We start from the raw sequence: 21,772 nt of genomic DNA, 5'->3' as shown, positions 1-21,772 counted from the left end.
CCGCCCTCGGAGGCATCGACTGGATGCCTCTGCCTGTCTACCCTCCACGACCACCGGATTAGGTCCGGCACGCCACCCGGAGACGTCCTTGTCTCGACAACATGCCGCGCCCGTTATCCTCAGGGATGGCTCCACCACCACGCTCCGTCCGCTGAGCCTCACCGCAGTATTGGACGGCGTCAGCGAAGCGCAGATTCAGGACCTCGTTCACAGGGATCCGGGATCATTGCCGATCGACGAGGTAGACCCCTCTTTCGGAAATCCCATTGCCATCTGCCGTGAACTCGGAACACCGGCGGGTGCCATCGACAACCGTCTCGTGACGGCGTCCGGTCTGCCGATCCTGGTGGAATGCAAGCTCTGGCGAAACCCGGAAAGCCGCCGCGAAGTCGTGGGGCAGATCATCGACGATGCCAAGGAACTCAGCCGCTGGAAGTCATCAGACCTTCAGCGTGAAGTGAGCCGACGCCTCGGCGTTTCCAGGAACGCAATGCTCGACCTCTCGTGCGAGCCGTCGACCCTTTCGTCGATGAAATCGCCTTCAACGACGCGCTCAGCCTCAATCCCCGTCGCGGACGGTTCCTGCTCCTGATCCTCGGCGACGGTATCCGCGAAGGCGTCGAAGCGATCGCCGAATATCTGCAACGCCACATTCCGTCTGATGTGGGGCCGATGCCAGACCGTCCGTTATTGGACAGATGTATCCAGAAGCGGACGTATCAGCTCCGAGGTGTTTGATCCCAGGTTTTGATGGTGCAATCAGCTCTCTCGACCCAAGCTGATGGCCTCGCACAAGGTCCCTTCGCCATTATCCCGGCATCGATAAAAGGCGGGTAAGACGCTATGACGGGACGATTGGCAAACGCCAACAAGGCTTACGAGAGCAGCGATTACATCGGCGCTCTCACGCTGTTGAGCAGCATGATTGATGACGGCGCAGATTCAGAGGTGCTGACGCTTCTTGGTCTGACCTTTCAAAAGCTCGGCCTGGAAAAAGACGCGCTCGACATATTTGCCCGTGCCGTCGATCTGGATCCGACACCCGAGGTCCTGAAGCGCGCGGCCGACTCGGCCGTAGCGGTCGGCGACGACGAGCGCGCCCTTCTCTTTGGGATGCGCCTCTTCGTGCTGCAGCCTGAAAATCCAGACGTCGCTGCCCTCGTCGCCTCGACCTTTCTTCGCAAAGGCGACACCAAGTCGGCGCATCTTGTTCGGGCCGCACTGGTCGACAGCAACGACCCCGCCCATATCCATCTCGCTGCAACGCTGTATAACGGCGAAGGCCGGGATCCTGCTGCGCTGACAGTCTTCCGGAAACTGGCGGACCTGGAAACCGAAAATCCCTATCCGCAGGCCTGCTATATGGCAGTTGCGCGGGAATTCTGCGACTACAAAGCCCTGGCCGAACTGGAAAGCCGTTGGGAAGTGGCAAGTTGGGACACCGCGACCTCGACGCCGCGGCTCCTTAAGGGCGAAATGTCCTTCGCCAACCTGCTCCACTGCGGCAACGAGCGGCTGAACCGGCTTGCGACCAACAGCGCACCGGTCCGCAACCGGTCGAAACCCGCCCGTCCCCGCATGAGCCGGAAACGCGGCACGCAACCCTTGCGCATCGGCTACCTCTCCAGCGACTTCTGGAGCGGCCACGCCACCATGCGCCTGCTGCAAACCGTTCTCACCCTGCACGACCGCGATCGATTCGACATCACGCTCTACTGCCACACGAGCGAAAGGTATTTAAAAGCCGAAACGGCCGACCGCTCGCTCTTGGGCCGCATCGTCCCTATTCATGCGATGACCGACGCGGAAGCCGCCCGGACGATCCGCGCCGACGGCATCGACATTCTGGTCGATCTCAAGGGCGCGACCGCCGACACCCGATACATCATCCTCAACGAAAACGTGGCGCCGGTGCAGGTCTCCTGGCTCGGCTTTCCCGGAAGCAACATCGGTATCGACTGCGATTACGTCATCGGCGACCCGATCGTGACGCCGCGGGCGTCGGCACGCTTCTACCACGAGCAAATCTGCCGCCTTCCCGAGACATACCAGCCGAACGACCCGCTCTATCGCGCTCTTCCACCGCCGACGTCCCGCTCCGAGCTTGGCCTTCCAGAAGGCCGCTTCATCTTCGCGGCCTTCAACGCAACTCGCAAGATGACGATCGAGACCATCGACATCTGGGCTGATATCCTGCGAGGAGCGCCAGAGGCCCTCCTCTGGGTTCTTGTCGACAGCCCTACCGCGCGCAACAATTTCATGCGCGCCATGACGGAAAGGGGCGTAGGCGAGACGCAGATCGTCTTTGCCGGGACAGCCCGCTATGATGCTCATATCGCCCGGCTGCAGGCGGCCGATATCGGCCTCGACACCTTTCCCTATAACGGACACACGACAACCTCCGACAAGCTTTGGGCGGGTCTCCCTGTCGTCTCCAAGCGGGGAAACAATTTTGCCTCACGCGTTTCGGAAAGCCTGTTGACAGCGGCTGGCATGCCCGATCTCGTCATGCCTGACAGTCGAGCCTTGGTCGAACGAGCCGTGGCGCTTGCAAAGAATGGCGACGAAGTGGCCAGCCTGAAACAACGGCTCGTCAAAAGCCGCGACTCAGCGCCGCTGTTCGATGCCGAGAGATTTTGTCGCCACCTCGAGGCAGCCTATGAAAAAATGGCGGATCGAGCGCGTTTGAGGCTGCCGCCAGCATCTTTCGATGTGCCGCCGCTTGCCGAACGGAAAGGGCGCTTTCGAGTGAATGAAACCGCAGCCTCCTATGAGGGGCCTTCGATGTGAGCGCATAGACATGCATCTCGTCTAAACTTCCCGATAAGGAAGAAAATTCGTCTTTAGACGATTTCTTCCCGATCGGTAAACTAGCCGATGCTTGGCCAATAACGCTTGGCGGCTATCAGGCTTGGCGGCTCTTCCTCGCCTGCCTCGCCTCGTGACCGGCGACGCTTTCCAGAACGCGAACGGCTGCCATGCTGAAGCCTTTGTGAAAAGTGAGCGGGATTTTCGGCCTTCCTGTGAGGCACCCGTGTCAGACAGCCTTGTCAGACAGTCCTGTGAGACACTGCGTCCCATTCGATTCCCAGCTCAGCATAAGCGCTGGAAAACGTGGATTTCCGGGCTGAAAAAAAGCTGCTGGCTGGGGCGCCAGGATTCGAACCTGGGAATGCCGGTACCAAAAACCGGTGCCTTACCGCTTGGCGACGCCCCATTGCCGGCCCGGGTGCGGTGATGTCCGGGTGTTGGGCTGATAGCAAAGCGTGAGGGCGGGGACAACGGGTAAGTTCGTCGGGTCTCAAGATTATCCGGGCGCTGGTTTCGCGGTTCCGTGGTTCGGGTCCCGTGGTTCGGGTCCCATGGTCCGGGTTCTGTGTTTCGGGTTCTGCGTTTCGGGTTCCGGCTTTCGGCACCGTCGTTTCGGTTGGCGGCGAATTGGGCTAGGGTCGGCTTTCGGGCGCGCTCTTGCAGCGGGCAGGATGCGGGCCGGGTCGGCGCGGTGTGAGGAGACGGGAATGGCGGGATATCGGGCTCGGATGCCGGCGCGGCCGACGGTGGTCAGCGACGATGGTTTCATGCGCGTCACGCAGTGGGATTTCGCGCCCGGGGCCGAGACCGGGCATCATGTCCACGGGCTTTCCTATATCGTCGTGCCGATGACGGATTGCCGCTTCCGGATCGAGGATGGCGGAGGCGCGCGGGAATTCGATGTCGCCAAGGGTGCGGTCTATCGGCGGGAGGCCGGCGTGGAGCACAATGTGGTCAATGCCGGGGACGCGCCCATGTGCTTCATCGAGATCGAACTGAAATGAGCGGCGCGTCCCTTGCAAGCGAGGAGGAGCCGCAGTTCGAGCGGGCCTTCGCGCCGGCCTATGGGCAGGCGGTTGCGGTCGCGGACGGCGTGCGGCGGGTGACGGTCGAAAATCCCTCGCCGTTCACCTTTCACGGCACCAACAGCTATCTCGTCGGGGAGGAGACGCTGGCGATCATCGATCCCGGTCCGCTCGACGATGCGCATCTGGCCGCGCTGCTGCGCGCGATCGAAGGGCGGCCGGTCAGCCATATTCTCGTGAGCCACACGCACCGCGATCACGCGCCGCTGGCGCGCGTTCTCCAGGCCCGTGTGGGTGGGGTGATCGCGGCGGAGGGGCCGCACCGGCCCTCCCGGCCGCTGCATGCGGGCGAGGTCAACCCGTTTTCGGAAAGCGCCGACCTGGATTTCGTGCCCGATCTCGCGCTCGGCCATGGTGCGACGATCGCCGGCGACGGCTGGGCGCTGACGGCGCTTTCGACGCCCGGCCATACGGCGAACCATCTGTCGTTCGCGCTGGAGGGAACGGGCATCGTCTTCTCGGCCGATCACGTGATGGCCTGGGCGACCAGCATCGTCGCGCCGCCGGATGGGTCGATGCGCGACTATATGGCCTCGCTCGAGACGATGCTCGCGCGCGACGACCGGCTCTATCTGCCCGGACATGGCGGGCCGGTGACGGAGCCCCACAAGTTTCTGCGCGGGCTGCGGGCACATCGGCGCATGCGCGAGCGCGGCGTGGTGGAGCGCATCCGCCGCGGCGACGGTGCGATTTCCGAGATCGTGCGGGCGCTCTATGCCTCGACGGACCCGCGGCTGCATGGTGCCGCCGCTCTCTCCGTGCTCGCCCATCTGGAAGATCTGGTGGAGCGCGGGATCGTCGTGACCGAGGGGCCGCCGGCGCTTAACGGACGCTACCGGCTGACCTGAGCCGGCGGTCTGTCGCGGCGCGCGGGTCCGGCCGTCCGACAACATGCCCGGCGATGCCGGGGGAAGATCAAGCCTCAGTATCCGGCCTCAGTCGCCGGCGATGCCCAGAAGCTCGGCGTCGAGCGCGTGCAGGAAGCGCTCGGCCACGGCGGCATCGAGGCCGAGATCGTGATGGCCGAGCCTGGAGGCGACGCGGATATCGACGAAGGTGGTTTCGGACTCTTCGCGAAGACGGATGACGAGATCGAAACGGAAACCGGCCAGGAAACTGCGGCTTTCCCCCTGCAGCAGGATATCGCCGGCCTTTCGGCCGGGCGGCAAGGGACCGAGATCCGGCTTCGGGCGCGAGAGCGGAATGGGCACCGGGCCCGGATCGTCGCCCAAGGGGTCGCTGCGGCCGGCTTTTGCCGTTTTGCCCTTGGTCTTTCCCTTGGCGCCGCTTTGGCCGTCGGTGGGCGGCGGCTCGGTTTTCTGGGCGAGATCCTCGAAATCGGGCTCGGCGTTTTCGAGGCCCTCTTCCGCGACGATGGCGATGCCGGATTGTTCGGCCACTATGCGCACGCCGGTCAGCACGCGGTCGAGCGCGCCGTCGTAGCGACGCCCGGTGAGCGCGGGAAAAGCCTGCGCCTGCGCCTGCCGGTCGGCCGCGGCGGGCGGCGTCGGGGTCAGCCAGCCGGCCTCGACCGGGCGTTCGCGGATGAAGGGCGGCGGCGTGACGAGATCGGTGGACACATCGGTGAGCGCCGGCTTTTCGACCACCTGAAACAGCGCGAGGCCGGCGACGCCGAGCGGCAGGGCCGCATAGACCAGCGCCATGGTGGAGGCGATGCCGCCGACGGCCGCGACCTGCCACAGCCGCACGAAGCCGACGACCGACAGGAGAACGGCCACCAGCGCCAGCGCCGCACTGGCGAGCGCCAGCGTGACGAACAGCGTGCTCGACAGGGAGCCGAAGCGGTGGGCGGCAAGCGACAGGACGAAGATGGCGAAGGCGAGCCGCGCGACATGGCGCGCCGCGCGGGCGGCGTAGGATATCGGGCGCTCATAGGTGATCATTGCCGGCCGAACCCCCGTCTCGTTCCACGTCCTGTCCCACGTCGTCGCACGTCTGCGCTCTCACCCGGCGCTTGGCCCAGGGATCGCACGTCGCTCTGTCCTTACACCATCCTGCGCATCATCCAAGGCGGCAATCGCGAGGCGAAGGCGGCAATCGCAAGGCGCCTGCGGGTGTTGCCGAACGGCATCGACGGTCGATCCTTTCCGGGTGCGACACGGGCGTCGGTTGTCCGGACCTGCGGGCCTTGCCTGAGAGCCGACGCTGGAACCTTTGCGCGGCTGCGACGTTAATCCCCGCTTCACGATCTTCCGCAACCGGGAGACGCGTTGCCACGGAATTGCCATTCTTGTTAACGATTTTATCGAAGACCTTTGGCCTGCTGCCCCGCAGTCGGCTATCCTGACCGGGTCGGACCGGTTGCAAAAGGGGGATGACGACCATGCGTTCTGCCGAAATCGAAACCCCGGCCATCCAGAGCGGCGCTCCAGAGGGTGGCGACTTTGAATTCACGATGGAAATGCTGGAGCTCGAGCTGTCGCTGGACGGCATCGTGCTCGACGGCATGGTGGGCGACGGGCTGGTCGGCAGCGGCGACGCGTTTGCCGATCGCGTGCGCGCGGCGGCGACCGACCTCAAGGGCGCCTTCCTGTTCGACCTCCCCGCCTCCGGTCTCGTCGAAAACTGCCTGCGGATCGCCGTGCTGCGCATCCCGCGCGACACTGGGGCTGGCGCCGAGACGATCTTTGCCTGCCTGGAGGCCGACGGCACCTCGATCCGCATCGAGAAGCCGGATGAGCGCACGCTTGGCCTCGCGAGTTTCGCCCAGGCCTTCGTGGATGTTTTTCAGCGGATCTAGACGCGCCGGCAAACGCTTGCCGGGCCCCGACCCCAGCCGGCCCTAGCCAGCCAGAGCGCGCAGCGGGGACACCTCGACCGGAGTGGTGCGCTTCGAGTTCGTCTCGCCGAACAGGCGCCAGGTGTTGCGGCCGCTGCGCTTGGCCTCGTAGAGGGCGATGTCGGCTTCTCCACAGAGCTTTGCAAAACTCTCCGTCTCCCCTGCGTCTCCTCCGCCTGCCATCAGGGCCATGCCGATGCTCGCACCCACGCGGATCGGCAGGCCGCCGATGTCGGTCGGCTTGTTGAACTGGAGAAGCACGCGGCCTGCAAAGGCTTCGAGCCCGGCGGCGTCCAGACCGCTGGTGCAGATGGCGAATTCGTCGCCGCCGAGGCGCGCGAGCAGGCCGTCGGCGCCGGCAACGCCCGCTCCCACGACATTCGAGAGACGGGAGGCGATCTCCCGCAGCAGCTGGTCGCCGGCGAAATGGCCATGCGTGTCGTTCACGGCCTTGAAGCCGTCGAGATCAATATAGAGCACGCCGACGCGGTTTTCCGACATCTGGCACTCCCGATCGGCCGTCTCCGTCCCGGTCCGCAGGGCGGCGGCGAACCGGTCGTCGCCGAGGCTTGCGAAACGGGTCCGGTTCAAAAGGCCGGTCAGAGGATCGGTTTCCGCCTGGAAGCGCAGCCGCTCGGTCAGGTCGCGGCGTTCCGACAGTTGCCGTTCCAGCCGGGCGATGGCCTCGAAGAGATCGTTGAGTTCGCGCGTGTCGGCCTTGGTCGCCACGCGCTCGACCGGTTGTTCCTCCGCCAGCCCGACGATCATCTCGTGCGCCGTCAAGAGCGGGCGCAGGACCGAAAGGAACAGGCGCCGCAGGACGACGACCAGCAGCACGAGGAGAAGCGCCGTTGCCGCGGCCATGCCGACGAGCTTCAGCAAAGCGAGATCGCGGCCGTGGCCGATATCGGTCACCATCTGGTGGATTGCGGCCTTGCGCAGGTTTTCGAGCGGCAGGAGCGTCGGAACGTAGAGGCCGGTGAGGTCGGCGGGGGCGACGCTGTAAGGTGCGCCGCTGCGCCCTTCCTGCGTCAGCCTTTCGATCAGCCGGACGCCCTCGCCGATGAAGAGCCGGCGCACCTCGCCCATCTGCTGGCGCAGGCCGGCGTCCGAGGCGTCGATGCGCGCGCCGAGTATCCACACGAGCTGCTCGATCTTGCCCGCGGTGCGGTTGACCTTGTCGACGGCCTGCGGCGAGAGCGCCAGGCCGCGCGAGACGCTCGGGACGACATAGCTTCCGAGCCGCCCCGCCTGCTCGCGCAGATCCGTGGCGATCAGCGCCGTGAAGACGCTGCGGGACAGACCGGGATGGCGCATCTGCAGCGTTGCGGCGGCGCGGGCAACGGAGGGCTGGATCGCATCGGCGATCGCAAACATCCGGGCGATCGCCTCCGTCAGCATCTCGAGGGACCGTTCCGCCTGCGGCAGCAGCGCGATGGCGTCGATGCTGGCACGGGCGTTCTTCAGATCGTCCTCGAGACTGCGCAGGATGCCCGGCGCCAGCGGCAGGGTCCGGGTCCGGTCGACCACGGACAAGGCCGCATCCGTCAGGCGGCGCGCCTCCCGCAGCTTGGCGACGGCCGCGGGATCGGCGCCGGCCTCGATCGACATCAGGACGTTGGAGGGTCCGCGCTCGGCCGACAGCGCGCGCGTCGCCACCAGCAGCGCCTCGTATTCATGGACGCCGGCAAGGCTTTGTTCGGCATCAAGGAAGGCCCTGGCCGACGGTGCGACGATCCAGAGCGCCATGCCGAGGACGGCTGCCGACAGGAGAAGGCAGGCGCTGCGCCATTGGCCATACAAGGATCGCGCATGCCGCTTCGCCTGTTTCATCTGGGTCGTCCTTAAGCCTCGTCTCCTCAAACCGATACTGATGAACCTTTAAGCGGGGGTGAATACCCTAAAATTCAGGCCCCCGAAATCTTGCCGTTGATGGCCGCCTGGGCGGCGGCCAGACGGGCGATCGGCACGCGGAACGGCGAGCAGGAGACATAATCGAGGCCGGTCTCCTCGCAGAAGCGGATCGAGGCGGGATCGCCGCCATGTTCGCCGCAAATGCCGAGCTTCAGGCCGTTCTTGGTCCGCCGGCCGCGCTCGGCGGCGATCTGGATCAGCTCGCCGACGCCGTCATAGTCGATGGAGACGAAGGGATCGCGGTCGATGATGCCCTTCATGCGGTAGGTGTTGAGAAACTGCGCGGCATCGTCGCGCGAAATGCCGAAGGTGGTCTGCGTCAGGTCGTTGGTGCCGAAGGAGAAGAAATCGGCAGATTCGGCGATGACATGGGCCCGAAGGGCGGCGCGCGGCAGCTCGATCATGGTGCCCACGAGATAATCGATGCCGACGCCGGCTTCGGCAAGGATCTCCGCGGCGACCGCGTCGATGCGCGCCTTGACGTAGTCGAGCTCGGCCTTGAGACCGACCAGCGGCACCATGATTTCCGGCACGACCGGCGCGCCCGTCTCGCGGGCGGCGATGACGGCCGCCTCGAAGATGGCGCGGGCCTGCATTTCCACGATTTCGGGATAGGAGATGGCGAGGCGGCAGCCGCGATGGCCAAGCATGGGGTTGAACTCGTGCAGCGCATCCACCCGCTGGCGCAGTTCCAGCGGCCTCATGCCGAGCGCCGTGGCGACGTCGGCGATCTCCTCGTCGCTTTTCGGCAGGAACTCGTGCAGCGGCGGATCGAGCAGGCGGATCGTCACCGGCAGGCCGTGCATGATGGAGAAGAGCTCGGTGAAATCGGCCCGCTGCATCGGCAGGAGCTTGGAGAGAGCCGCGCGCCGTCCGGCCTCGTCGGCGGCGAGGATCATCTCGCGCATGACGTTGATGCGCTCGCCCTCGAAGAACATGTGCTCGGTGCGGCAGAGGCCGATGCCCTCGGCCCCGAAGGAGCGCGCGGCGCGCGCATCGGCCGGCGTATCCGCATTGGTGCGCACGGTCATGCGGCGGCTTGCATCCGCCCATTCCATGATGCGGCCGAAATCGCCGGAAAGCTCCGGCTGGACCATGGAGACGCGGCCCTTGAGCACCTGTCCCGAGGAACCGTCGATGGTGATGATATCGCCCCGGACAAAGGTCGCGCCGGCGGCCGTCAGCCGTTCGTTGCGCAGGTCGACCCTGATGGAGCCGGCGCCGGAGACGCAGGGGATGCCCATGCCGCGGGCGACCACGGCGGCGTGGCTGGTCATGCCGCCGCGCGTCGTCAGGATGCCTTCGGCCGCATGCATGCCGTGAATGTCTTCCGGGCTCGTCTCGACCCGCACCAGAATGACGGAGCGGCCCTCCTTCTTGGCCGAAACCGCCTCCTCCGAGGTGAAGACGATCTCTCCAGTCGCCGCCCCCGGCGAGGCGGGCAGGCCGGCGCCGATGATATCGCGGCGGGCGGCGGGATCGATGGTCGGGTGCAGCAGCTGGTCGAGCGCGGCGGGATCGATGCGGGCCACGGCCTCCTCGCGCGAGATCAGCCGTTCGTCGGCCATATCCACCGCGACCTTCATCGCCGCGCGTGCCGTGCGCTTGGCCGAGCGGGTCTGCAGCATCCAGAGCTTGCCCTGCTCGATGGTGAATTCGATGTCCTGCATGTCGCGATAATGGGCTTCCAGCCGGTCGCAGATGGCGCAGAGATCGGCGAAGGCTTCCGGCATGACCTTTTCGAGCGAGGGCCGGTCGGAACCGGAGGCGATGCGGGCGCTCTCGGTGATGTTCTGCGGCGTGCGGATGCCGGCGACCACGTCCTCGCCCTGCGCATTGACCAGGAACTCGCCATAGAGCGCCTTTTCGCCGGTCGAGGGATTGCGCGTGAAGGCGACGCCGGTGGCGGAGTCATTGCCGAGATTGCCGAACACCATGGTCTGGACGTTGACGGCGGTGCCCCAGTCGGCGGGAATATCGTGGAGATGGCGATAGGTCACGGCCCGCGGGTTCATCCAGCTGGCAAAGACCGCGCCGATGGCGCCCCAGAGCTGCACGGCCGGATCCTGCGGGAACCCCTCGCCCGTCTCCTCCTCGATCACGTCCTTGTAGCGGGTGACGAGGCGGCGCCATTCGCCGACGGTGAAATCGGTCTCCTGCTCCTTGCCGATCCGGCCCTTCTCGTCCTCCAGAAGCTCGGCGAAGACCTCGTGGTCGATGCCCATGACGACGTCGCCATACATCTGGATGAAGCGGCGATAGCTGTCCCAGGCAAAGCGGGCATCGCCGCTGTCGCGCGAGAGCGCCTCGACCGTCTCGTCGTTGAGGCCGAGATTGAGCACCGTATCCATCATGCCGGGCATGGAGGCGCGGGCGCCGGAGCGCACCGACAGGAGCAGCGGCCGTTCCCCGTCGCCAAACCGCCGGCCGGCCATGTCCTCGACGAGGGCGATGCCGGCGAGCACCTCGGTCTTCAGGCTGTCGGGAAGGGCGCGGCCGTTTTCGGAATAGAGCGCGCAGGCGCGCGTGACGATGGTGAGGCCCGGCGGCACCGGCAGGCCGAGGCTGCACATTTCCGCGAGGTTGGCACCCTTGCCGCCCAGGAGATCGTGATCCAGCGCCCGCCCCTCGGCCTTGCCTCCGCCGAAGGTGTATACCCACTTCACCATGTCCGTCTCCACCCTGAGACGCCCGCGCCAGGCGTCGCATTCCCGCAACCCCGGCCCGTCCCGCCTCTTCTCCCATTTCACGCTACAGCATCCGCAACCGATTAGGAATGCTGCAAGTGCGGCTATAGTGTTGCATTGCAGCAAAATTGTTGCGGGGCGCGGGTGCGGTGGCCTCCGGACATCGTGTGGCCTTCAGTCTTTTTTGATTTTTCCACCCTGTGCCGATAGAGTTGGGACAGGCCGCAGCGTTTTGCACATCAGATCATACCGGCGCAATTTCCCGAGCTGCGAAACCTCGTCTGGAACAGGGACCCCGCGCGCCCGATCGATGCGGACGACGTCTTTGCCCTTTACGAGCGCAACTGGCGATTTGTCGATCGCGAACGCCTGTCGGACGAGGAAGCGCTGCTGATCCGCGAACTGACCGAGACCTTCGGTCACGGCCATATGCTGGTGTGATGGGATATCTCCGCGCCGAGCACCGGGCCATCGCCGAGGTGTTGTCTTCGATGAACCATGACGCTCTTCGTTCTGCCGAATGCTGGTTCGGCAGGGGAACGGCGATCGGCCGGTGTTCGGGCATTTCCGCAGGCTAGCATTCGGGCGGACGGCGGCGCCTTCGACTGATCGCTCCCTCCCGCCCTCACACCGCCTCGCGCAATTGCTCCGCCGTCTGCAGATCCACCGAGACCAGCTGGCTCACGCCCTGCTCGGCCATGGTGACGCCGAAGAGGCGGTTCATGCGGGCCATGGTGATGGGGTTGTGGGTGATGATGACGAAGCGGGTTTCGGTGGAGGCGGCCATTTCGTCCATGAGGTTGCAGTAGCGCTCGACATTGTGGTCGTCGAGCGGCGCGTCGACCTCGTCCAGCACGCAGATGGGCGCGGGATTGGTGAGGAAGACGGCGAAGATCAGGGCCATGGCGGTCAAAGCCTGCTCGCCGCCGGACAGCAGTGTCATGGTTTGCGGCTTCTTGCCCGGCGGGCGGGCGAGGATTTCGAGGCCGGCATCAAGCGGGTCCTCGCTTTCGATCAGTTGCAGCTCCGCCGTTCCCCCGCCGAAGAGGTGGCTGAACAAGCGCTGGAACTGGGCGTTGACGATGTCGAAGGCGGCGAGCAGCCGTTCGCGGCCCTCGCGGTTGAGGTTCTGGATGGCGCTGCGCAGCTTGCGGATCGCGTCGATCACGTCCTCGCGCTCCTTGAGCAGCGCCGCGAGCCGGCCCGCCAGTTCCGCCTGCTCCTCCTCGGCGCGCAAGTTGACGGCGCCGAGGCGCTCGCGCTCGATCTTCAGGCGTTCGAGGTCGCGCTCTACGCCGCGCGGATCGGCCGGCAGGGCATCGGCTGTGCGGCCGGTCAGGCGCAGCACGTCGTGCGGGGCGACGGACAGGGCCTGGCGGATCGCCGCTTCCACCTCGATGCGTTTTTCGCGCGCCGACATCAGCCGCTCCTCGGCGCGGCCGCGCTTTTCGCGGGTCTCGGCCAGATCGGAGAGGGCGGTCGTGGCAAGGCGATCGGCGTCGCGCTGGCGGGTTTCCGCCTCGACCAGCCGGTCGGCCGCCGCGCGCCGGGCCGCTTCCATGTCCGAGAGGGCGCTCATCAGGGCGCGCCGCTTCTCGTCGAATTCGTCGGGCGCATCGAGGATGGCCTCGATCTCGTCGCGGGCTTCCGCCTCGCGGTCGCGCAGCGTGGCGATATGGTCGTCGGCGCTCACGGCGCGGGCGGCCCATGTCGCGCGCTCGGCGTCGATCGCCCGGAGCCGCCGCGCACGCGCATCCGTCTCGCGCGTGAGGCCATCGGACAAAGCGCGGGCTTCGGCGAGCGCCGAGCGGTCGGCGGCGACCTCCGTGCCCTGCACGGCGAGGCGCTGGTCGAGGCCGGCCATGTCGGGAGCGTCCTCGAGCGCCGCGATGGCGTCCTCGAGCGCGGTCGCCGTTTCCGCGCGCTGTTCCTCGATGCGGGCGGCGGCTTCGGCCAGAACCGCACGGCGGCGGGCGAGATCGCCCTGGGCGCGCTCGGCGGCCGTCAGCGCGTCGCGCGCCTCCGACAGGCGGCGGATCGCCTGCCGCTCGGCCTCGCGCGTCATCCGCACCGCCTCGTCGGCCGCGCGGACCGCGTCCGTCGCTTGGCTCAGAGCGCGCTCGCACTGCTCCAGAGCGTCGGAGGCCTCCCCGATCTCGGCGTCCAGTTCGCCCAGCCGATTGCGGTTTTCGAGCCGCAGGGTGGCCGCACTCGGCGCATCGGCACCGGTGACATGACCATCCCAGCGCCAGAGCGCGCCGGACCGCGTCACGAGGCGCTGGCCGGGGTGGAGCGCGGGCAGCAGCCGTTCGGCCGCGGCATCGTCCGCAACGATGCCGACCTGCGACAGGCCGCGCCGCAGGGCGTCCGGCGCGGTGACATGATCGATCAGCGGGGCGGCGCCCGGCGGCAGGGCCGGATCGGCATCGCCGCCGCCGGGATCGCGCCAGTGGACGGGCGCCGACGCATCGAGCGGGGATTCGAGATCGTCGCCGAGGGCAGCCCCCAGAAGCGCCTCGAAACCGCGCTCGACGGCGATGGCATCGACCACGGGGCTGGCGCCGCCCGACAGGGTTGCGGCTTCCAGAAGGCGGCGCAGGGTGCGCGCCTCGGTGTCCGCCGCACTCAGCCGCGCCCGCGCGGCCTCCAGCGGCCCGCGGGCCTCCGCTTCGCGGGCGCGGGCGTCGCCGAGCGCGTCTTCAGCCTCGATGATCGCCTCGGTCCGCGCCTCGATCTCGGCGTCCGCCATCTCCACGGCTTCGCGATGCGCTTCCGGGTCTTCGAGGCCTGCCATATCTAGGTCGAGCGTGGCGATCTCGCCGGCCTGCTCGGATATCTGGCGCGCGAGGCGCATCTGCCGGTCGCCGAAGTCGCGGATGACGCGTTCCAGCTGACCCCGGGCGGCGGAGGCTTCGGCGCGTTCGGCGGTCAGCGCCGCCAGCGCCCGCTCGCTGGTCTCCAGCCGGTCCTGCGCCTCGACCAGGCGCTCGCGCGCCTCTTCCGCCCGCTCGCCGGCCTCCTCGGCATCGGCCTGCAGCGCCTCGGCCTCCTCTTCCAGACGGGCGACGGCACCGGCATTTTCGAGCGCCAGCCGTTCCTCGCGGGCAATGTCCTCGCCGAGCTGGGTCAGGCGGCGCTGCAGTTCGTCGCGCCTGCGCAACGTGCGGCTCATATCCTCGTCGAGCTGGGTGCGGGCGATCTGCAGCCGCTGGAGACCGGCGGCCGCGCGGGCCTCCGCCTCGCGCAGCTCGGGCAGCTTGAGGCTCGATATCGCCTGGTTTTTCGCCGCCTCCATCTGGGCCTGCGCCTTTTCGGCCACCAGCGAGGTCGCCTGGTTGAGCAGGCTGTCCGCCTCGCCCTCGGCCTCCTTGGCCTGCACCCAGCGGATGTGGAACAGCATGGCCTCGTGGGCGCGGATCTCGGCCGAGAGCATCTTGAAACGGTTGGCCTGACGCGACTGGCGCTTAAGGCTCTCGATGCGGCTTTCGAGCTCGGCCGTGACCTCGTCCAGCCGGTCGAGATTGGTTTCGGCGCCGCGCAGGCGAAGCTCCGCCTCGTGGCGGCGGGAATGGAGACCGGAAATGCCGGCGGCCTCTTCCAGCAATTGCCGGCGGGCCTGGGGTTTGGCGGCGATCAGCTCGCCGATGCGGCCCTGCCCGACCATGGAGGGCGAGCGGGCGCCGGTCGAGGCATCCGCAAACAGCAGCTGGACGTCCTTGGCGCGCGCCTCACGGCCGTTGATTCGGTAGACCGAGCCGTTCTCGCGCTCGATGCGGCGCGTCACCTGGATCTCGTCGCTGTCGTTGAAGGCGGCAGGTGCGGTGCGGTCGCTGTTGTCGAGATAGAGGCCGACTTCGGCCGTGTTGCGGGCCGGACGCTTGCCCGAGCCGGAGAAGATGACGTCGTCCATGCCGGACGCGCGCATGTTCTTGTAGGAATTCTCGCCCATCACCCAGCGCAGGGCCTCGACGAGGTTCGACTTGCCGCAGCCGTTCGGGCCGACCACGCCGGTCAGACCGCGCTCGATGACGAATTCGGACGGCTCCACGAAGGACTTGAAGCCGACCAGACGCAGCTTGGTGAACTTCATGACGGCCGGCCCGTCTCAAACGGGAACGCGGTCATGACCGGACACGGGACGAACGGGAAAAACGGCACGGTTTCCCGTGCCGCATCGGAGCGCGACTTAAAGCAGAGGGTCGATAAGGGCCGACATGGTGTCAACCGACATGTCTCCGGAATAGCGCTTGCCGTTGATGAAGAAGGTCGGCGTCGAAGCAACCTGGTACTCCTTCATGCCCTTCTGCATCACGGCATTCACATCATCCAGAAGCTTCTGGTTCGTCAAGCAGGCCTCGAAGCTCTCCTGTGAAAAACCGGCGAGCTTGGACATCTGCAGCAGGGCATCGCGGCCGTTCTGGGCCGCGGCCCACTGTTCCTGCTGCTTGAAGAGCATGGAGACCATCGGGAAATACTGGCCTTCCGGGGCGCAACGCGCCAGCATGAAGGCGGCCGCCGCGCGCGGATCGAACGGGAATTCGCGCAGCACGAAGCGCACCTTGCCGGTCTCGACATATTTCGTCTTGATGGTGTCGAAGGTCTGATTGTGGAAGTTGGCGCAATGCGGGCAGGTCATCGACATATATTCGACGATCGTGACCGGGGCATCGGCCTTGCCGATCGCCATTTCCGGCAGAGCGCCGGGTTCCATCAGCTTGGAAACTTCGACCTCGCCATCGGCCTGGGGCAGTTCGGGTGCCGCCGTGGGCGCTGCGGCCGGGGCGGCCGCCTGGGCCATCTGGGTCTGCGACGTCGCGGGCGTTGTTGCGGTGGACGATGTCGTCATCGTATCCGCGGGCTTCATCTCGGTCTTGGTCGCGGTATCCACGGTTTCGACCGGAGCCGCCGCATTCGCCGTCTCCTTCTTCTCGTCGCTGCAGGCGACGAGCGCGAGCGCCAGCGTGGCGATGGCCACACCGCTCGAAAGGCGTTTCAGCAAGGTCATTTCGGAAAGGGACATGGTTCACCTGTTCAAGCGGAGACGGGCCTTTGCGATATCGCGCCGGCCGGGACCGGACAAGGGGTCCCCTTAGCGCATCGTTCAAAGAATTGTGAGGCATTTGTGGCGCGAGGGCCTTCCTTTCCCGATATCGCACGTGCGTGATGGTCGCACGTGTTGATTAGGGCGGCACGCTACTGATACAATCGAACGCGCAGGCAGCCCTTCAGGACCGGAGGCGAGGCAGACGATGACGGCCATTACGATCCGAAATCTCCCCGAAGACACCCATCAGGCTGTGGAAGCCCGTGCGCGCCGAAACGGACGCACGACGGAAGCGGAGATCAACGCCATTCTGCAGAGGGTCGCGGAGAGCGAAGTGCCGGGTGGCATCGGCTCCTCTCTGCGCGCCGTCGGACGATCGATCGGCGGGGTCGACCTCGAAGACGGGCGAGACCGGAAAACCTACGAACCCCCCTCCTTCACAGGATGATCCTCGACACGAATGTCGTGTCCGAGCCTTTGCGAAAATCGCCGAACGCGCGCGTGCTGGCCTGGCTCGACGCACAACCGGCAGGTTCGTTGTTCCTGACGACCATCACCGTCGCTGAGATCTTGTCCGGCGCGGCGATCCTGCCGGCGGGGCGGCGGAAAGACGCGCTGCAACACGCGCTCGACCATCTCGTGACGACCCTGTTTCACGATCGAATCCTGCCATTCGACCTGGCGGCGGCACGGGAATTTGCCGTGATCCTGCAAAGGGCGCGGCAGAACGGGATCGGACTGGCGGACGCACAGATCGCGGCGATCGCTGTCGCGAGAAACGGCTCCGTGGCGACGCGCGATGTCACGCCGTTTGCCGCGAGCGGCCTGAGCAAGATCGATCCCTGGAGGGACTGACGCCCCCTACCGCGTCTTCCCCAGCACCGCCGTGCCCAGCCGCGTCAGCGCCGCCTTCAGGCCTTCGTCCTCGATCTCGGCGGTGAGCGCCGCGAGGTGGCGGGCGGGTTGGCCGGTGAGCGGGCGCGGTGGACGGCGGGTGCGGTTCTGCGGCGTGACGGGCTTCTGGACGATGCGGACGCGGTCGATGGCGGGGAAGCCGAAGAAGCCGTTGATGCGCTGGACGAGTTCGCCCTCGGCATGGGCGAGGAACAGCGCCCGGCCGCCGTCGCAGGCGATGGTGAGAACGCCCGGCTGGTGGCGGCTTTCGCCGGTCATTTCCGAGACGCGCCGCGGCCAGGCGATCTTCTCCGGCCGGGTGCAATCGGCAAAGGCCTCGCCGGCGATCTCGTCCCAGGAGCCGAGCAGCAGCGTGCTGATGCCGGCGCGTTTCGCCAGAACCGGATCGAGGAGACCGTTGGCGACCTCGCTGATCTGGCGGACGCCTTTCGGTGTATAGGGCTTGGAAGGCGCCATGCGGTGGTTCCCGTCGGTGGTGAATGCTGTCGCAGCCCTTACCCGCCGATGCCGTTTCGGCTATGACGCTCGGGGCGGCATGGCGCGCGGCAAGACGGCTCGGCTCGGCTGCTTGGCGATGATCTATAGGGCAAGTCGGCCGCAAGGACCATGATGCAACGTTTTCCGTCCACCGCAGAGGCCCTGCCCTTCGACACGTCCCGGCCGGCGCCGATGCCGCAGGCGGGCTCCCCCACCGCGCTGCTGCTCGACTGGTACGACCGCAGCCACCGCGTGCTGCCCTGGCGCATCACGCCGGCGATGGCGGCGGACGGGCTGCGGCCCGACCCCTATCATATCTGGCTGTCGGAAGTGATGCTGCAGCAGACGACGGTGCAGGCGGTCAAAGCCTATTTCGAAAAGTTCCGGGCGCTGTGGCCGACCGTGACCGATCTTGCCGCGGCCGACACCGAGGACGTGATGAAGGCCTGGGCGGGGCTTGGCTATTACGCCCGCGCGCGCAACCTCAAGGCCTGCGCCGAACAGGTCGCAAGCCGGCATGGCGGGCGCTTTCCCGATACCGAAGAGGGTTTGAAGGCGCTTCCGGGCATCGGCGACTATACCGCCGCCGCGATTGCCGCCATCGCCTTCGGCCGGCAGAGCGCGGTTCTCGACGGCAATGTCGAGCGGGTGATCTCCCGGCTCTACCGCGTGGAGACGCCGGTGCCGGCGGCGCGGCCCGACATGCGCCGGCTGGTCGCGGCCATGACGCCCGCCGGGCGGCCGGGCGATTTCGCGCAGGCCATGATGGATCTCGGCGCGACCCTCTGCACGCCGCGCCGGCCGGTCTGCGCGCTCTGTCCGATCAACGCGGATTGCCGCGCCTTCAAGGCCGGCGACCCCGAGCGCTTTCCGGTGAAGCTGGCGAAGAAGGCAAAGCCGGTGCGCTATGGCACGGCCTATGTCGCGACCGACGCGACCGGCGCCGTCTATCTCAGCAAGCGCGGCGACAAAGGCCTGCTGGGCGGCATGACCGAGGTTCCCGGCACCGAGTGGACGGCCGACGGGACGGCCGCGCCGGCGCCGCCTTTTGCTGCCGCCCGCGAAATCGCCTGGCGCGACTGCGGCAGCATCGTGCATGTCTTCACCCATTTCGAGCTGCGGCTCGGCGTTCTCAAGGCCGAGGTCGAGCGGGCGGCGATTGCGGCCAATGGCTGGTGGGAACCGCGCGCTTCGCTCGCCGAGCAGGCCTTGCCGACGGTGATGAAGAAGGCGATCGAGAAAGCCCTGCCCGGAAGTTTCGAACCCAAGGATCTCAAGAAGGAGAAACGCCCATGACCGACGCGACGACGCCCATCCGCCATATCGTTTTCGACATCGGCAAGGTGCTGATCCATTACGATCCGAATATTCCGTTCAGCCGCCTCATTCCCGACGAGGCCGAGCGCACCGCTTTCTTTGCGACCGTGTGCACGCATGAATGGAACCTGGAACAGGACCGCGGCCGCAGCTGGAGCGATGCGGAGGCGCATCTGATCGCGCAGTTTCCCGAGCAGGAGGCGCATATCCGCGCCTTCCGCCTGCATTGGGGCGAGATGGTGCCGCATGCCTATGAGGAGAGCGTCGCGATCCTCGAAAGCCTTGTCGAGAAGGGCTACGACGTGACGATGCTGACCAATTTCGCGGCCGACACCTTTGCCGAGGCACGGGCCCGCTTCGCTTTTCTCAACCTGCCGCGCGGCGTGACGGTTTCCGGCGAAAAGCGCCAGATCAAGCCCGACCGCGAGATCTACGAGACGCACCAGGCGGCCTTCGACCTCGAACCCGCAGCCACCCTGTTCATCGACGACAGCCTCGCCAATGTCGAGGGCGCGCGGGCGGCGGGCTGGCAGGCGGTGCAGTTCATCGACGGGCCCCGGCTGAAGGCCGATCTCGCACGGCTCGGGCTGCCCGTGTAGCATCTCGATCGTCCGGCGGGCCCGGCGCGCAACGACCTGACCGGGCCTGCCTTTTTCATATCACTGAAAAGCCATGTTTGGTTCAGCCGACGTTCACTTGATCGGTGTAGTCTCGGCCCGTCATCTTGACCGATCATTCTGCGAGGACGCTTTCATGGCGAAATATTACGGCACCAACGGCAACGACATCCTGACCCAGAACAACCTGTCCGAAGTGTCGATCTACGGTTACGGCGGGAACGACACGATCTATCTCAACCGCACCGACAGCCGGGGCGGCTTCAATTTTGTGGATGCGGGCTCCGGCAGCGACCGGGTCGTCAACTATTACGAAGGCGGCAACGACATTTTCCTCGGCACCGGCAACGATCTCTACGTCGCCGACATTCGCGCCGGCGATTCGAAGGCCTATGACATCGTCTCGGGCGGCGACGGCAACGATCGTTTCGAGGTCAATTCCGAATCCAGCGTCTACAAGGGCGATGCCGGCAACGACACCTTCGTGTCGGTCGGCTACAACAACAGCTTCAATGGCGGCTCGGGCGTCGACACGATCAGCTACGCCATGCAGGACAACTACGCCTCGCAGCGCGGCAAGGGCGTCGACATCGATCTCGGCAAGGGCACGGCGATCATCGACAACGATCAGGCCGAGGATCTGATCAGCATCGAAAACGCCATCGGCACGAATGCGGCCGACGACATCACCGGTTCCTCGGTTCGCAACGTGATCAAGGGCCAGGGCGGTGCCGACGACATTTACGGCCTCGGCGGCAATGACAGCCTCTATGGCGGCAGCGGCAACGACTACATCTATGGCGGCGCGGGCGCAGACGACATCACCGGCGGCACCGGCACCGACTATCTGAACGGCGGCTCGGGCGCGGATATCTTCTTCTTCGACAGCGTCAGCGAAAGCCGGGTCGGCAGCGGCCGCGACCTCATCGCCGATTTCCGCCCGGGTGAAGGCGACCTCATCGACCTCGGCACGATCGATGCGAATTCGCGCTCCGGCGGCAATCAGTCGTTCGACTATATCGGCAGCCATGGCTTCACCCAGCATGCCGGCGAACTGCGCTTCTCGAACGGCATCCTCTCGGGCGACGTCAACGGCGACGGCCGCGCCGACTTCGAAATCCGCGTCAACGGCGTCACCAAGATGTATGCCGACGACTTCATTCTCTAACGGGCTTTTCAGGCTCTAAAGGGCTTTTCAGGCTTCAGGAGCGCCGCGCGTCGATCGTGATGTGCGGCGCTTCCATGCTTTAAACCGGCATATCCTATCGAAGGACGTCCAGCCCCTTGCGCTCGATCAGGTCGAGAATCTTGATGGCCGTACCGTTCGGCTTCTTGTTCCCCTGCTCCCATGCCGCGACCGTCACTTTCTTAACGTTGATGAAGCTGGCGAAGACTGCCTGACTGGCCTTGCTATCAGCCCTGATCTTCCTGATCTCATCGGGCGAATAGTCCCGCAGAGGAGGCAGGCAGAGCGCGTCGAATTCTCTCATCGTCACGTCATCGACGAAACCTGCATCCTGCAGTCGCTCGGCAGATTTATGGACGTTCTTCAGTATGCGACTCATTGCACGCGATCTCCCGTATCGTGGTCTTTGCGATCATCTCGGCAAGCGTGCTGTCATCCGCGGACATGTAGATCTCGCACAGTTTCCGAAGGGCTGCCTTTTCGTTTTTCGTGATGTTGTCCGTCTCGTTCTTCGCAAAGCCGTGCACGAAAATGAGCCTATCGGCTTGTCGATAGCCAACGAGCATCCGGTAGCTTCCCGACTTGCCTCGACCCGGTGCCGCCACCCGCTTCTTCAAGAGGAACCCGCCAAGCCGGGCATCGACGAGACCCGCCTCGATCTCCTTTGCGGCCGTGCACAGCATCGCATCTGACACGCCGTATTCGATCGCCCAGTTGTGAAATTCAACGTCCTTCAAGACTCTCAACGACAATTTCTATATCACTCCGTAATACAAGCAACAAGAGCGATCATCTAGAGGCAATCATCAGGATACGGGATCGACCCTTATCGAAATCATGTGGCAACCGCCGCATGATGCCACAATTCCGGCCTGAAGCAGATATTATTTTAGAAATCGCTGCATGAAAAACAGCAACG

19 protein-coding genes and 1 tRNA gene are annotated in these 21,772 nt (G+C 65.9%); 10 read left to right on the top strand and 10 right to left on the bottom strand.

What is annotated here, in order from left to right:
- The first annotated feature begins 88 nt into the window (after nucleotides 1-88).
- Complete coding sequence (locus ASG39_RS23230; RefSeq protein WP_210168567.1) at nucleotides 89-592, top strand: hypothetical protein; 504 nt, start codon at nucleotides 89-91, stop codon at nucleotides 590-592.
- Nucleotides 593-843: 251 nt separating this feature from the next.
- Nucleotides 844-2,790, top strand: coding sequence for a hypothetical protein (locus tag ASG39_RS08975; protein ID WP_082477081.1), 1,947 nt, complete (start codon nucleotides 844-846; stop codon nucleotides 2,788-2,790).
- Nucleotides 2,791-3,142: 352 nt separating this feature from the next.
- Here ASG39_RS08975 and ASG39_RS08970 read toward each other — a convergent pair.
- Nucleotides 3,143-3,217 (bottom strand) — tRNA-Gln (locus tag ASG39_RS08970).
- 301 nt (nucleotides 3,218-3,518) lie between these two features.
- Here ASG39_RS08970 and ASG39_RS08965 point away from each other — a divergent pair.
- Both ASG39_RS08965 and ASG39_RS08960 read left to right on the top strand, forming a co-directional pair.
- Entirely contained in the window at nucleotides 3,519-3,815 is a 297-nt protein-coding gene (locus tag ASG39_RS08965) for a cupin domain-containing protein (RefSeq protein WP_062594662.1), read from the top strand.
- Nucleotides 3,812-4,744 carry an MBL fold metallo-hydrolase gene (locus ASG39_RS08960; protein ID WP_062594661.1) on the top strand — a complete coding sequence of 311 codons (933 nt, stop codon included), beginning with the start codon at nucleotides 3,812-3,814 and terminating at the stop codon, nucleotides 4,742-4,744. The genes ASG39_RS08965 and ASG39_RS08960 overlap by 4 nt, the downstream gene beginning before the upstream one ends.
- An 87-nt stretch (nucleotides 4,745-4,831) precedes the next feature.
- Here the strand turns inward: ASG39_RS08960 and ASG39_RS08955 are convergent, their stop codons facing one another.
- On the bottom strand, nucleotides 4,832-5,800 hold the full coding sequence (locus ASG39_RS08955; RefSeq protein ID WP_062594660.1) for a DUF1499 domain-containing protein: 969 nt from the start codon (nucleotides 5,798-5,800) through the stop codon (nucleotides 4,832-4,834).
- Nucleotides 5,801-6,240: 440 nt separating this feature from the next.
- Here ASG39_RS08955 and ASG39_RS08950 point away from each other — a divergent pair, with 440 nt between their 5' ends.
- Nucleotides 6,241-6,657 carry a hypothetical protein gene (locus ASG39_RS08950; protein WP_062594927.1) on the top strand — a complete coding sequence of 139 codons (417 nt, stop codon included), beginning with the start codon at nucleotides 6,241-6,243 and terminating at the stop codon, nucleotides 6,655-6,657.
- 42 nt (nucleotides 6,658-6,699) lie between these two features.
- Here ASG39_RS08950 and ASG39_RS08945 read toward each other — a convergent pair whose 3' ends face one another.
- The 5 genes from ASG39_RS08945 to ASG39_RS08925 all read right to left on the bottom strand — a co-directional run bounded on the left by ASG39_RS08945 (nucleotide 6,700) and on the right by ASG39_RS08925 (nucleotide 16,317).
- On the bottom strand, nucleotides 6,700-8,529 hold the full coding sequence (locus ASG39_RS08945) for a GGDEF domain-containing protein (RefSeq protein ID WP_062594659.1): 1,830 nt from the start codon (nucleotides 8,527-8,529) through the stop codon (nucleotides 6,700-6,702).
- A gap of 74 nt (nucleotides 8,530-8,603) precedes the next feature.
- On the bottom strand, nucleotides 8,604-11,279 hold the full coding sequence (gene ppdK, locus ASG39_RS08940; RefSeq protein ID WP_062594658.1) for a pyruvate, phosphate dikinase: 2,676 nt from the start codon (nucleotides 11,277-11,279) through the stop codon (nucleotides 8,604-8,606).
- 192 nt (nucleotides 11,280-11,471) lie between these two features.
- The gene (locus ASG39_RS24775; protein WP_156468083.1) at nucleotides 11,472-11,720 is read right to left on the bottom strand and encodes a hypothetical protein; all 249 of its coding nucleotides are present in this window, start codon (nucleotides 11,718-11,720) and stop codon (nucleotides 11,472-11,474) included.
- Nucleotides 11,721-11,922: 202 nt separating this feature from the next.
- A complete protein-coding gene (locus ASG39_RS08930) occupies nucleotides 11,923-15,387 on the bottom strand; it encodes a chromosome segregation SMC family protein (protein WP_062594656.1) in 3,465 nt (1,154 codons plus the stop codon).
- A gap of 96 nt (nucleotides 15,388-15,483) precedes the next feature.
- Complete coding sequence (locus ASG39_RS08925; protein WP_062594655.1) at nucleotides 15,484-16,317, bottom strand: DsbA family protein; 834 nt, start codon at nucleotides 16,315-16,317, stop codon at nucleotides 15,484-15,486.
- 229 nt (nucleotides 16,318-16,546) lie between these two features.
- On the opposite strand from ASG39_RS08925, the gene ASG39_RS08920 reads away from it, so the two are divergent.
- Entirely contained in the window at nucleotides 16,547-16,789 is a 243-nt protein-coding gene (locus ASG39_RS08920; protein ID WP_062594654.1) for a hypothetical protein, read from the top strand.
- Nucleotides 16,790-16,842: 53 nt separating this feature from the next.
- Nucleotides 16,843-17,196 carry a type II toxin-antitoxin system VapC family toxin gene (locus tag ASG39_RS08915; RefSeq protein WP_244481187.1) on the top strand — a complete coding sequence of 118 codons (354 nt, stop codon included), beginning with the start codon at nucleotides 16,843-16,845 and terminating at the stop codon, nucleotides 17,194-17,196.
- Nucleotides 17,197-17,202: 6 nt separating this feature from the next.
- Here the strand turns inward: ASG39_RS08915 and ASG39_RS08910 are convergent, their stop codons facing one another.
- Nucleotides 17,203-17,712: a DUF721 domain-containing protein gene (locus ASG39_RS08910; RefSeq protein WP_062594652.1), complete on the bottom strand. Its 510-nt coding sequence runs from the start codon at nucleotides 17,710-17,712 to the stop codon at nucleotides 17,203-17,205.
- Between the two features lie 213 nt (nucleotides 17,713-17,925).
- Here ASG39_RS08910 and mutY point away from each other — a divergent pair, with 213 nt between their 5' ends.
- From mutY to ASG39_RS08895, 3 genes are all read left to right on the top strand, one after another.
- Nucleotides 17,926-19,029 carry an A/G-specific adenine glycosylase gene (gene mutY / locus ASG39_RS08905; protein WP_062594926.1) on the top strand — a complete coding sequence of 368 codons (1,104 nt, stop codon included), beginning with the start codon at nucleotides 17,926-17,928 and terminating at the stop codon, nucleotides 19,027-19,029.
- Complete coding sequence (locus ASG39_RS08900; protein ID WP_062594651.1) at nucleotides 19,026-19,649, top strand: HAD family phosphatase; 624 nt, start codon at nucleotides 19,026-19,028, stop codon at nucleotides 19,647-19,649. Before mutY ends, ASG39_RS08900 begins: the two co-directional genes overlap by 4 nt.
- 154 nt (nucleotides 19,650-19,803) lie before the next feature.
- A complete protein-coding gene (locus ASG39_RS08895) occupies nucleotides 19,804-20,835 on the top strand; it encodes a calcium-binding protein (RefSeq protein WP_062594650.1) in 1,032 nt (343 codons plus the stop codon).
- A 94-nt stretch (nucleotides 20,836-20,929) separates the two neighbouring features.
- On the opposite strand, the gene ASG39_RS08890 is transcribed toward ASG39_RS08895, so the two are convergent.
- Both ASG39_RS08890 and ASG39_RS08885 read right to left on the bottom strand, forming a co-directional pair.
- Entirely contained in the window at nucleotides 20,930-21,232 is a 303-nt protein-coding gene (locus tag ASG39_RS08890; protein ID WP_062594649.1) for a transcriptional regulator, read from the bottom strand.
- Nucleotides 21,204-21,590: a type II toxin-antitoxin system RelE/ParE family toxin gene (locus ASG39_RS08885; protein ID WP_244481186.1), complete on the bottom strand. Its 387-nt coding sequence runs from the start codon at nucleotides 21,588-21,590 to the stop codon at nucleotides 21,204-21,206. The genes ASG39_RS08890 and ASG39_RS08885 overlap by 29 nt, the downstream gene beginning before the upstream one ends.
- Nucleotides 21,591-21,772 lie beyond the last annotated feature (182 nt).

Origin of the sequence: Rhizobium sp. Leaf371, assembly GCF_001424045.1 — a bacterium.
GTDB lineage: Bacteria > Pseudomonadota > Alphaproteobacteria > Rhizobiales > Rhizobiaceae > Ferranicluibacter.
Note: the sequence above shows the minus strand (reverse complement) of the source record. Positions and strands in the feature narration are given on the sequence as shown.

What these genes read in the sequence shown, in the direction of transcription:
- ASG39_RS08960 (WP_062594661.1), top strand. Translation starts at nt 3,812, where the DNA reads ATGAGCGGCGCGTCCCTTGCAAGCGAGGAGGAGCCGCAGTTCGAGCGG.
- ppdK (WP_062594658.1), bottom strand. Translation starts at nt 11,279, where the DNA reads ATGGTGAAGTGGGTATACACCTTCGGCGGAGGCAAGGCCGAGGGGCGG.
- ASG39_RS08925 (WP_062594655.1), bottom strand. Translation starts at nt 16,317, where the DNA reads ATGTCCCTTTCCGAAATGACCTTGCTGAAACGCCTTTCGAGCGGTGTG.
- ASG39_RS08890 (WP_062594649.1), bottom strand. Translation starts at nt 21,232, where the DNA reads ATGAGTCGCATACTGAAGAACGTCCATAAATCTGCCGAGCGACTGCAG.
- mutY (WP_062594926.1), top strand. Translation starts at nt 17,926, where the DNA reads ATGCCGCAGGCGGGCTCCCCCACCGCGCTGCTGCTCGACTGGTACGAC.
- ASG39_RS08975 (WP_082477081.1), top strand. Translation starts at nt 844, where the DNA reads ATGACGGGACGATTGGCAAACGCCAACAAGGCTTACGAGAGCAGCGAT.
- ASG39_RS08955 (WP_062594660.1), bottom strand. Translation starts at nt 5,800, where the DNA reads ATGATCACCTATGAGCGCCCGATATCCTACGCCGCCCGCGCGGCGCGC.
- ASG39_RS08900 (WP_062594651.1), top strand. Translation starts at nt 19,026, where the DNA reads ATGACCGACGCGACGACGCCCATCCGCCATATCGTTTTCGACATCGGC.
- ASG39_RS08895 (WP_062594650.1), top strand. Translation starts at nt 19,804, where the DNA reads ATGGCGAAATATTACGGCACCAACGGCAACGACATCCTGACCCAGAAC.
- ASG39_RS08965 (WP_062594662.1), top strand. Translation starts at nt 3,519, where the DNA reads ATGGCGGGATATCGGGCTCGGATGCCGGCGCGGCCGACGGTGGTCAGC.
- ASG39_RS08950 (WP_062594927.1), top strand. Translation starts at nt 6,241, where the DNA reads ATGCGTTCTGCCGAAATCGAAACCCCGGCCATCCAGAGCGGCGCTCCA.
- ASG39_RS08930 (WP_062594656.1), bottom strand. Translation starts at nt 15,387, where the DNA reads ATGAAGTTCACCAAGCTGCGTCTGGTCGGCTTCAAGTCCTTCGTGGAG.
- ASG39_RS08945 (WP_062594659.1), bottom strand. Translation starts at nt 8,529, where the DNA reads ATGAAACAGGCGAAGCGGCATGCGCGATCCTTGTATGGCCAATGGCGC.
- ASG39_RS08920 (WP_062594654.1), top strand. Translation starts at nt 16,547, where the DNA reads ATGACGGCCATTACGATCCGAAATCTCCCCGAAGACACCCATCAGGCT.
- ASG39_RS08910 (WP_062594652.1), bottom strand. Translation starts at nt 17,712, where the DNA reads ATGGCGCCTTCCAAGCCCTATACACCGAAAGGCGTCCGCCAGATCAGC.